The sequence below is a fragment of the Tritonibacter sp. SIMBA_163 genome, from assembly GCF_046535935.1.
GTDB lineage: Bacteria > Pseudomonadota > Alphaproteobacteria > Rhodobacterales > Rhodobacteraceae > Epibacterium > Epibacterium scottomollicae.
Genome location: NZ_JAWJBP010001468.1, coordinates 1 through 232 on the forward strand (window position 1 = coordinate 1; position 232 = coordinate 232).

Consider the following 232-nt stretch of genomic DNA (forward strand, 5'->3'; position numbering starts at 1 on the left):
ATCCTGTGAATGCCTACCTGCCGCAGGGCTGGACCATGGCTGAGTGGAAAGAGCAGCGCGAGCCCGACAAGCAAGCGGTGGAAAAGGCCGCTCGCGCCAGCATGCGCGTGCAGGCAGAGGCCATGTGTGCCTTCCACGCCATGGGCGTGCCCACAGTGGATTACGGCAGCAACATCCGTCAGGTGGCGCTGGATGAGGGGCTGGAGAACGCTGTTGACTTCCCCGGCTTTGT

General features: G+C 63.4%; 1 pseudogene. It reads left to right on the forward strand.

The features are described 5' to 3' along the window. A pseudogene (locus tag R0J92_RS27160) lies at positions 1 to 232 on the forward strand (urocanate hydratase); the annotation flags it as partial.